The 8,802-nt window shown below is 70.8% G+C and carries 8 protein-coding genes; 2 read left to right on the top strand and 6 right to left on the bottom strand.

Annotated features, from left to right (window positions below):
- The 6 genes from ACRDSQ_RS04495 to argS all read right to left on the bottom strand — a co-directional run.
- On the bottom strand, positions 1-293 hold a 293-nt coding region (locus tag ACRDSQ_RS04495), incomplete at its 3' end, for a Rho termination factor N-terminal domain-containing protein (protein WP_431419017.1).
- A gap of 437 nt (positions 294-730) precedes the next feature.
- A complete protein-coding gene (gene thrB, locus ACRDSQ_RS04490) occupies positions 731-1,603 on the bottom strand; it encodes a homoserine kinase (protein WP_431419015.1) in 873 nt (290 codons plus the stop codon).
- On the bottom strand, positions 1,600-2,670 hold the full coding sequence (thrC, locus tag ACRDSQ_RS04485) for a threonine synthase (protein WP_431419014.1): 1,071 nt from the start codon (positions 2,668-2,670) through the stop codon (positions 1,600-1,602). Before thrC ends, thrB begins: the two co-directional genes overlap by 4 nt.
- A gap of 73 nt (positions 2,671-2,743) precedes the next feature.
- Positions 2,744-4,051, bottom strand: a complete 1,308-nt coding sequence (locus ACRDSQ_RS04480) for a homoserine dehydrogenase (protein WP_431419012.1) — start codon at positions 4,049-4,051, stop codon at positions 2,744-2,746.
- A complete protein-coding gene (lysA, locus tag ACRDSQ_RS04475) occupies positions 4,048-5,484 on the bottom strand; it encodes a diaminopimelate decarboxylase (RefSeq protein WP_431419011.1) in 1,437 nt (478 codons plus the stop codon). Before lysA ends, ACRDSQ_RS04480 begins: the two co-directional genes overlap by 4 nt.
- 7 nt (positions 5,485-5,491) lie before the next feature.
- Positions 5,492-7,147 carry an arginine--tRNA ligase gene (argS, locus tag ACRDSQ_RS04470; RefSeq protein WP_431419009.1) on the bottom strand — a complete coding sequence of 552 codons (1,656 nt, stop codon included), beginning with the start codon at positions 7,145-7,147 and terminating at the stop codon, positions 5,492-5,494.
- A 73-nt stretch (positions 7,148-7,220) separates the two neighbouring features.
- On the opposite strand from argS, the gene ACRDSQ_RS04465 reads away from it, so the two are divergent.
- Positions 7,221-7,928: a DUF3105 domain-containing protein gene (locus tag ACRDSQ_RS04465; RefSeq protein WP_431419007.1), complete on the top strand. Its 708-nt coding sequence runs from the start codon at positions 7,221-7,223 to the stop codon at positions 7,926-7,928.
- 107 nt (positions 7,929-8,035) lie between these two features.
- Positions 8,036-8,802: DUF3105 domain-containing protein (locus ACRDSQ_RS04460; RefSeq protein ID WP_431419006.1), on the top strand; the 767-nt coding region annotated here is incomplete at its 3' end.

Below are 8,802 nucleotides of genomic sequence, written 5' to 3'. Positions count from 1 at the left end.
GCCTTGGGCCGCTCAGTCTTGGCCGGGGCCTGCGCGGGCGCGGCGTCGGTGCCGGTTCGGGGCGTCCGTGCGGCGGCCCCGCCCGGGCCACCACCCTGGCGCTCCTTGATGGCAGCGATCAGGTCGCCCTTGCGCATGCCCGTGGTGCCGGAGATTCCCAGCTCACCAGCGAGCGTGCGCAGCTCGGCGAGGACCATGCCGGACAGCCCGGCCCGGCGCTTGGGGGCGCCGTTCTTGTCCGCGGACGCGGTGTCGGTGGCTGTCTCGCTGCTCAAAAGTTCGGTATTGCTCACACAAGTCCTTCCCTGACCGGTCCCCGCCTCCTACGTGGACCAGCGGACCGCCGTCCGTCGGAATGCGAGACGGCGTATCTCTCCACTGCTGGGCTTTGTCGCCAACCTGGCCACGATTCGGGCCAGCCGAGCGACTTTGTCGCCAACAGGGAGCATCTGGTCACCACGGTCGTCGGGTACCTCCGAGCCTCGGCTCGGACCTGATTAAGGACTGAGCCGACTACTCGGCAGATGATGCGACCCGGAAAGAATCCCGGGAACGACACCGGGCGCCCGTGCGCGCGGTGACTGAACGTCCCCGAGGGTAGACGGCCGTCACTGAAGGTGCAACAACCGGCCCACAGCGCGTCGCGTGGCGACGTCTCGGATCGCGAGTGATCTCTGTCACGACCACCTGTCCATATGCAACAGCCTGATCACGGTGTTTGTTCCGCGGTTCAGCCGAGTGGACTGACCTGGACACCCGTCCGGTCGACCGCGAGGGGCAGCACGGTGAACGCGCTGACGTCGACCGCGTCCGGAAGGGCCCCGTCGGTGGTCAGCGCGAGCACGGTCGGACCCGCCCCGGAAACCGCCGCCGCGACACCTTGGGCGCGCAGTTCGCGAACCACTCGAATGGTCGACGGCCACGCGCTTTCCCGGTAGTCCTGGTGCAGCTTGTCCGCGAGCGCGGGAAGCAGCAGGTCGGGACGGGTGCTGATGGCGTGCACGGCAAGCGCGCTGCGGCCCGCGGCGAACGCGGCGTCGGCGTGCGACACCTTGTCCGGCAGCAGGCCGCGGGTGACGTGGGTGGCCGACGACTCCGCCGGGATGATCGCGATCGGCCGCAGGTCCGCGTGCGGCTCGACCCGCGCCGCGCCGAAGCGGTCGTCGTCGGACCAGGCCACGACGAGCCCGCCCAGCAGGCTCGCCGCGACGTTGTCGGCGTGTCCTTCGAACTCCGCGGCCATTTGCAGCGCCTCGTCGTCGAGCGGACGTCCCGCGAGGCCGTAGGCGCCCGCGATGCCGCCGACGATCGCCGCGGCCGACGAGCCGAGGCCCCTGGCGTGCGGAATCACGTTGGCGCAGTGCAAGGCGAGTCCGGCGGACGCGAACCCGATCCGCTCGCAGGCGGCCCGGAACGCGCGCACCACGAGGTTGGACTCATCCCGGGCCACGTCGTCGGCGCCCTCGCCCTCGACCGTGACCTCAAGCCCGGAAGCGGTCTCGCGGAAGTCGAGGACGTCGTGGAGCGCGAGCGCCATGCCGAGCGCGTCGAAGCCGGAGCCCAGGTTCGCCGTGGACGCGGGAACTCGGACGCGGACGCTCACCTCAGGTCCAACGCGGTGGCCACCGCCGAGGCGTCGACGGGAATCGCTTCGACCTCGGGCGTGGTGGACAGCGCGGTGTCGGGGTCCTTGAGGCCGTGGCCGGTGACCGTGCATACGACGACCGACCCGGCGGGCAGGCGTCCGTCGGCGTGGGTGATCAGCAGCCCGGCGACGCTCGTCGCCGACGACGGCTCGACGAAGACACCCTCGCGCACGGCCAGAAGTCGGTACGCCGCAAGGATTTGCTCGTCGGTCGCGGCGTCGAACAGACCACCGGACTCGTCGCGCGCGGCGACCGCGCCCGCCCACGAAGCCGGGTTGCCGACGCGGATCGCGGTGGCGATGGTGTCCGGATTGGACACCGGCTCGCCGCGCACCAGGGGCGCGGAGCCCGCGGCCTGGAAGCCGAACATCCTCGGCGTGCCCTCGACGATGCCGTCGGCGGCGTATTCGCTGTAGCCGCGCCAATAGGCGGTGATGTTGCCCGCGTTGCCGACGGGCAGGCAGTGGATGTCGGGCGCGCGGCCGAGGACGTCGCAGACCTCCCACGCGGCGCTCTTCTGGCCGATCAGCCGCACCGGGTTGACCGAGTTGACCAAGCCGACCGGGAACTCCGCGGCGGTCTTCTGGGCCAGTTCCAGGCAGTCGTCGAAGTTGCCGTCGATCTGCAGGATGCGCGCGCCGTGCACGACGGCCTGGGCCATCTTGCCGAGCGCGATCTTGCCGCGGGGCACCAGAACCGCGCAGGTCAGGCCCGCGCGGGTGGCGTACGCGGCGGCCGAGGCCGACGTGTTGCCGGTGGACGCGCAGATCACCGCTTCGAGGCCGTTGGCCAGCGCGTGGGTCATGGCCACGGTCATGCCGCGGTCCTTGAACGAGCCGGTCGGGTTGGCGCCCTCGACCTTGAGGTAGACCGTGCAGCCGGTCAGCTCCGAGAGGTGCGGCGCGGGCAGCAACGGGGTGTTGCCCTCGCCGAGAGTGATCACCTTCGCGCCGTCGGGGACGGGGATTCTGTTGGGATAGGCCGCGATGATGCCCGGACGTCCGGGCAGCACACCGATGGTCATGCTTCCTCGCCTTCGACCCGCACCACGCTGAGCAAATGGCGCACGAACAGCAACCCGGCGAAATCATCCACAGTCATGATTCCTCGCCTTCGACCCGCATCACGCTGACCACGTCGTGCACGAACGGCAATCCGGCGATTTTGTCCACAGTGGACCGCAGGGCGGCGTCGGGCGCGGAGTGGGTGACGATCACCAGGCTCGCGTCCGACGCGCGGCCTTCCTGGCGGACCGCCGAGATGCTCACTTCGTGTTCGGCGAACACGGCGGCGACGGCCGCCAGCACGCCTGCGCGGTCGGCGACATCCAGGCTGATGTGGTACCTGGTCGACGCCTGCGCGATCGGGCGCACCGGCAGGTCGGCGTAGGCCGACTCACGCGGTCCGCGCCCGCCGACGACGAGGTTGCGGGCTACCGCAACGAGGTCGCCGAGCACGGCGCTGGCGGTGGGTGCACCGCCCGCTCCCTGCCCGTAGAACATGAGCTGTCCGGCCGCCTCGGCCTCGACGAACACCGCGTTGAACGCGCCGTTGACGCCTGCCAGCGGGTGGGTGCGCGGGATCATCGCCGGGTGGACGCGCACCGCGACGGACTCGCCGTCGGGGGTGTCGACCCGCTCGCAGATCGCCAGCAGCTTGATCGTGCGGCCCAGGGCGCGCGCGGCGGAGACGTCGGCGGGCGTGACCGCGGAGATGCCTTCGCGGTAGACGTCGCCGGCGGTGACCCGGGTGTGGAAGGACAGCGAGGCGAGGATCGCGGCCTTCGACGCGGCGTCGTAGCCGTCGACGTCGGCGGTCGGGTCGGCCTCGGCGTAGCCCAGGCGAGACGCCTCTTCGAGTGTCTCGGCGTAGCCGGCGCCGGTCTCGTCCATCGCGGAGAGGATGAAGTTGGTGGTGCCGTTGACGATGCCCATCACCCGGGTGATGCGGTCGCCCGCGAGGGACTCGCGCAGCGGGCGCAGCAACGGGATCGCACCGGCGACCGCGGCCTCGAAGTATAGGTCGCCGCCGAAGGTGTCGGACTCGGCGAACAGGTCGCCCGCGTGTTCGGCCAGCAGCGTCTTGTTGGCGGTGACCACCGACTTGCCCGCGCGCAGGGCCTCGATCAGCCACGTGCGGGTGGGTTCGATACCGCCGATGACCTCGACGACGACGTCCACGTCCGGCCGGGTGACCAACTCGGCCGCGTCGGTCGTCAGCAGGTCGGCGGGCACCCCCGGGCGCGGCTTGTTAAGCCTGCGCACGGCGACCCCGGCCAGCTCCACCGGCGCGCCGATCCGCGACGCGAGGTCGGGCGCCTGCTCGGTGAGCAGCCGGACGATCTCGGTGCCGACCGTGCCGCAGCCCAGTAGCGCGACCTTGATCGGCTTGGCGGGCTCACTCACGGCATCTCCAGTCTCAGCAGGTCATCGTCGGTTTCCCGGCGCAGCAGCAGCCGCGCGGCGCCGTCGAGCACGGCCACCACGGCGGGCCGCGGCAGCCGGTTGTAGTTGCTCGCCATCGAGTAGCAGTAGGCGCCGGTCGCGGCGACCGCCAGCAGGTCGCCGGGAGCAAGGTTCTCCGGTAGCCAGCAGTCTCGCACCACAACGTCACCGGACTCACAGTGTTTGCCCACTACTCGGGACAGCACGGCCTCGGTGCCCCGCTCCCCCTCGCCGCTGGAGCGCGACGCGAGGCGGGTGTCGTAGACCGCGTCGTACAACGCGGTGCGGATGTTGTCGCTCATCCCGCCGTCGACGCTGACGTAGCGGCGGCCGGTGCCGTGGCCGAGCGAGACGTCCTTGGTGGTGCCGACCTCGTAGAGGGTCACGGTGCCCGGACCGGCGATGGCGCGGCCCGGCTCGACCGCGATGCGCGGCACCGGCAGTCCCTCCTGGTCGCACTCCTTGGTCACGATGGTGCGCAGCTGGTCGGCCAGCCACATCGGCGGCGGCGGGTCGTCCTGGGCGGTGTAGGCGATGCCGAGCCCGCCGCCGAGGTCGACGACCGTCAGCGACTGCAGCGCGTCGGCCCCGTGCTCCTTGTGCAGCGCGGCCAGCAGGCCGATGACCCGGTGCGCGGCCACCTCGAAGCCGTCGGCGTCGAAGATCTGCGACCCGATGTGGCTGTGCAGGCCCAGCAGCGACAGGCCGCCGGACTTGATCACCTGGCGGGCCGCCTCGGCCGCGGCGCCGCCCGCCAGCGAGAAGCCGAACTTCTGGTCCTCATGGGCGGTGGCGATGAACTCGTGGGTGTGCGCCTCGACGCCGACGGTGACCCGAATCAGGACCGGCGCGACCACGTCGCGGTCGCGGGCGAGCTTGTCGAGGCGGGCGATCTCGTGGAACGAGTCGACGACGATCGCGCCGACGCCGACGTCCAGCGCGGTGGTCAGCTCGGCGAGCGACTTGTTGTTGCCGTGCAACGTGATCCGCTCGGGCGGGAAGTCCGCGCGCAGCGCCACGGCCAGCTCGCCACCGCTGGCCACGTCGAGACTCAGGCCCTCCTGCGCCACCCAGCGGGCGATCTCCACCGACAGGAAGGCCTTGGAGGCGTAGTGGACCAGCGACGGGTCGCCGAACGCGGCGGCGTGCTCCTGGCAGCGGGCCCGGAAGTCGGCCTCGTCCACGACGAACAAGGGCGTGCCGTAGGTCTCGGCCAGTTCGCGGACGTCGACGCCCGCGATCCGGATGGCGCCGTCGTCGCCGCGCTCGGCGTTGCGCGGCCAGACCGCCGGGTACAGCTCGTCGAGCGCGTCGACGGTGGTGGGCCGCTCGCTCTGGGTGTTGCTCGGCGGCAGCACTTCCGCGTGCCGCGGCCCTGCCGGGTGTGCCCTCATCGCTTGCCTACATCCGTTCCGGTGCTTCGATGCCGAGGACGCCGAGCCCGTTGGCGATGACCTGGCGGGCCGCGCCGCACAGCGCCAGCCGGGCGAAGTTCACCGGCTGCGGGTCCTCGTCGCCCTGGGGGATCACTCGGCAGTTCTCGTAGAACTTGTGCAGCGCGCCCGCGAGTTCCTCGAGGTACCGCGCGACACGGTGGGGCTCCCGCAGTTCGGCGGCGGTGGCCAGCACGCGCGGGAACTCGCCGAGGGTGCGCAGCACGTCACCCTCGCGGTCGTGGGTCAACAGGCCCAGGTCGACATCATCCGGCCCGGACACGACCATGCCCAGGTCACCCGCGTTGCGCTTGATGTTGCACAGCCGGGCGTGCGCGTATTTGACGTAGTAGACCGGGTTGTCGCTGTCCTTCTTGCTCCACAGGTCCAGATCGATGTCCAAAGTGGAGTTCGCGGACGAGCGGATCATGGCGTAGCGGGCGGCGTCCACGCCGACGGCCTCGACCAGGTCCCCCATGGTGATCACGGTCCCGGCGCGCTTGCTCATCCGCACCGGCTTGCCGCCGCTGACCAGGTTGACCATCTGTCCGATAAGGACTTCCACGGTCGCCGGGTCGTCGCCGGTCGCCGCCGCGGCGGCCTTGAGCCTGCCGATGTAGCCGTGGTGGTCGGCGCCGAGCATGTAGATGCACAGGTCGAAGCCGCGGGCGCGCTTGTCCTGGAAGTAGGCGATGTCACCGGCGATGTAGGCGGGCTGCCCGTCGCTCTTGATGACCACCCGGTCCTTGTCATCGCCGTACTCGCTCGACCGCAGCCACCAGGCGCCGTCCTCAAGGTAGAGCCCGCCGGACTCCTTGAGCGCCGTGACGGCCTTCTCGACGGCGCCGGACTTGTGCAGCGAGTCCTCGTGGAAGTAGACGTCGAAGTCGGTGCCGAAGTCGTGCAGGTCCTTCTTGATCTGCTCGAACATCAGGCCCACGCCGATGCGGCGGAAGATCTCCGCGCTGTCGGGGTCGGTCAGCGCACCGGGCTCCTGCTTGATGACCTCGGCGGCGATGTCGGAGATGTAGGCGCCCGCGTAGCCGTCCTCGGGGGCGGGCTCGCCCTGCGCGGCGGCGATCAGGGACCGGACGAACCGGTCGATCTGCGCGCCCGCGTCGTTGAAGTAGTACTCGCGGGTGACCTCGCCGCCCTGCGCGGACAGCACCCGGCCCAGCGCGTCGCCGACCGCGGCCCAGCGGGTGCCGCCGAGGTGGATCGGGCCGGTCGGGTTCGCCGAGACGAACTCCAGGTTGATCTTGCGGCCGGCGAGCATGGCGCCGTTGCCGTAGGCGGCGCCCGCGGTGAGCACCTCGCGCACGATCTGGCCCTGCGCGTCGGCGGCCAGGCGCAGGTTGATGAACCCGGGCCCGGCGACCTCGGCCGAAGCCACCCCGGTGGTCTTCGCGAGGGCGTCGGCGAGCGCGTCGGCGAGTTCCCGCGGCGCCAGCCCGACCCGCTTGGCGACCTGCAGCGCGAGGTTGGTCGCGTAGTCGCCGTGCTCGGGATTGCGGGGTCGCTCGACGGTCACGACGTCCGGGACGACGGCGGTGTCGAGGCCGCGCTCGCCCAAGATCGTCATGGCGGCGGAACGGACCAGGTCAGCGAGAACGTCGGGAGTCACCTGCACAAGTCTAGGTAGCGGGGTTTCACAGGGCGTCACCGCCTCGGACCGGCCGTTGCCTACACTCTCCGAGGTGAATCGGATCGCCGCGCTCGTGGCCGCCGCCTGCCTCCTCCTCACCGGCTGCGCCACCGTTGAGCAGGGCAAACCCGTCGCCACCGGAACCAACGCGACCAAGGCGCCGACGAAAGCGCCGACAACCAAGAAGTCGACCTCGCGGGAGTACGTGCCGACCGAGGGGAACAAGGACCCGACGAAGAAGATCGACGGCGTCGTCGCGTTCGACTACAAGCCCGGCCTGCACATCGACCCGGCGAAGCGGGTCGCCTACGACAAGGCGCCGCCCTTCGGCGGGGCGCACGACCAGGCGTGGGCCGCGTGCATGGGTGTCGTCTACCCCGAGGCCGTACACACGGAGTCGATCGTGCACTCGCTCGAACACGGCGCCGTGTGGATCAGCTACGAGCCGGGGCTCGGCGAGGACGGGGTCAAGGCCCTGGCCAAGCGGGTCGACGGCAAGCCGTACCTGCTGATGTCGCCGTTCCCCGGCCAGGACGCGCCGGTCTCGCTGCAGTCCTGGGGCAGGCAGCTCAAGGTCGACTCGGCCGACGACGAGCGAATCGACCAGTTCATCACCGCCACCCTGCGCAACAAATACCTGACGCCGGAGCCGGGCGCGTCGTGCGACGTGCTCGGCCCGCCGCACTTCGACCAGGACGATCCGCCCCCGTTCGACCCGACGCCGCCAGGCCCCGACGCGGTGCCCGTGACCGGGGGCTGACGGGAACCGAACACCGGTTCCTTAGACTGTCCGCGCACTACCATCCCTGTGCAGGTTCGCCCCCACCCGGGTCGGACCTCCCCGTCGACGAGAAGTCCGAGGACGGCATGGCCAGCGGCACCAAGAACAAAGGCAGCAAGGGCAGCGTGAAGGCGGCACGCGCGTCCGTCGTCGCCAAGAAGGGCGCGCCCTGGGGCACGATCGCCGCGGTGGTCGCCATCGTCCTGCTGGCGGGCGGCATCTTCGGCTACGCGTACACCCAGATCGCAGCGGCGAAGAAGTTCACCGTCTCCGAGGAGAACAAGGACCCGTCGGTCAACATCGACGGCGTCGCGCGCAAGGAGTACTCGGCGGGCCAGCACGTCAAGGGCACGCAGCGGGTCGCCTACGACCAGAGCCCGCCCTTCGGCGGACCCCACGACGAGGCCTGGGCCGCCTGCGAGGGTGTCGTCTACCCGACCGCCGTGCGCACCGAGAACATGGTCCACTCCATGGAGCACGGCTCGGTGTGGATCGCGTACAACCCGGACAAGATTCAGGGCGCCGAGCTGGACAAGCTCAAGGGCCGGGTCGAGGGCCAGCCCTTCATGATGCTCTCGCCGTACCCCGGGCTCGACAAGCCGATCTCGATGCAGTCGTGGGGCCACCAGCTGAAGCTGGACAGCGCCGACGACCCGCGCATCGAGCAGTTCATCAAGTCGCTCAAGCGCAACAAGTACCAGAACCCGGAACCCAACGCGGCCTGCGGTCCGCTCGGCCCCGGCGCGTTCGACCCGGCCTCGCCGCCGCCGTTCGCCGCCGAGCCCCCCGGCCCGGACGCCATCCCGATGGACGGCAAGGGCACCGAAACGCAGCCGTCGGGCCAGGCCCCGGT

This window comes from Actinokineospora sp., from assembly GCF_050699995.1.
In the GTDB taxonomy this organism is placed as follows: Bacteria; Actinomycetota; Actinomycetes; order Mycobacteriales; family Pseudonocardiaceae; genus Actinokineospora.
The sequence above is the reverse complement of the archived record's forward strand: the minus strand, read 5'-3'. Positions and strand labels throughout refer to the sequence as shown.

Coding starts and splice junctions, on each gene's coding strand:
- thrC (WP_431419014.1), bottom strand. CDS start 2,670: ATGACCATCGGTGTGCTGCCCGGACGTCCGGGCATCATCGCGGCCTAT.
- lysA (WP_431419011.1), bottom strand. CDS start 5,484: ATGAGGGCACACCCGGCAGGGCCGCGGCACGCGGAAGTGCTGCCGCCG.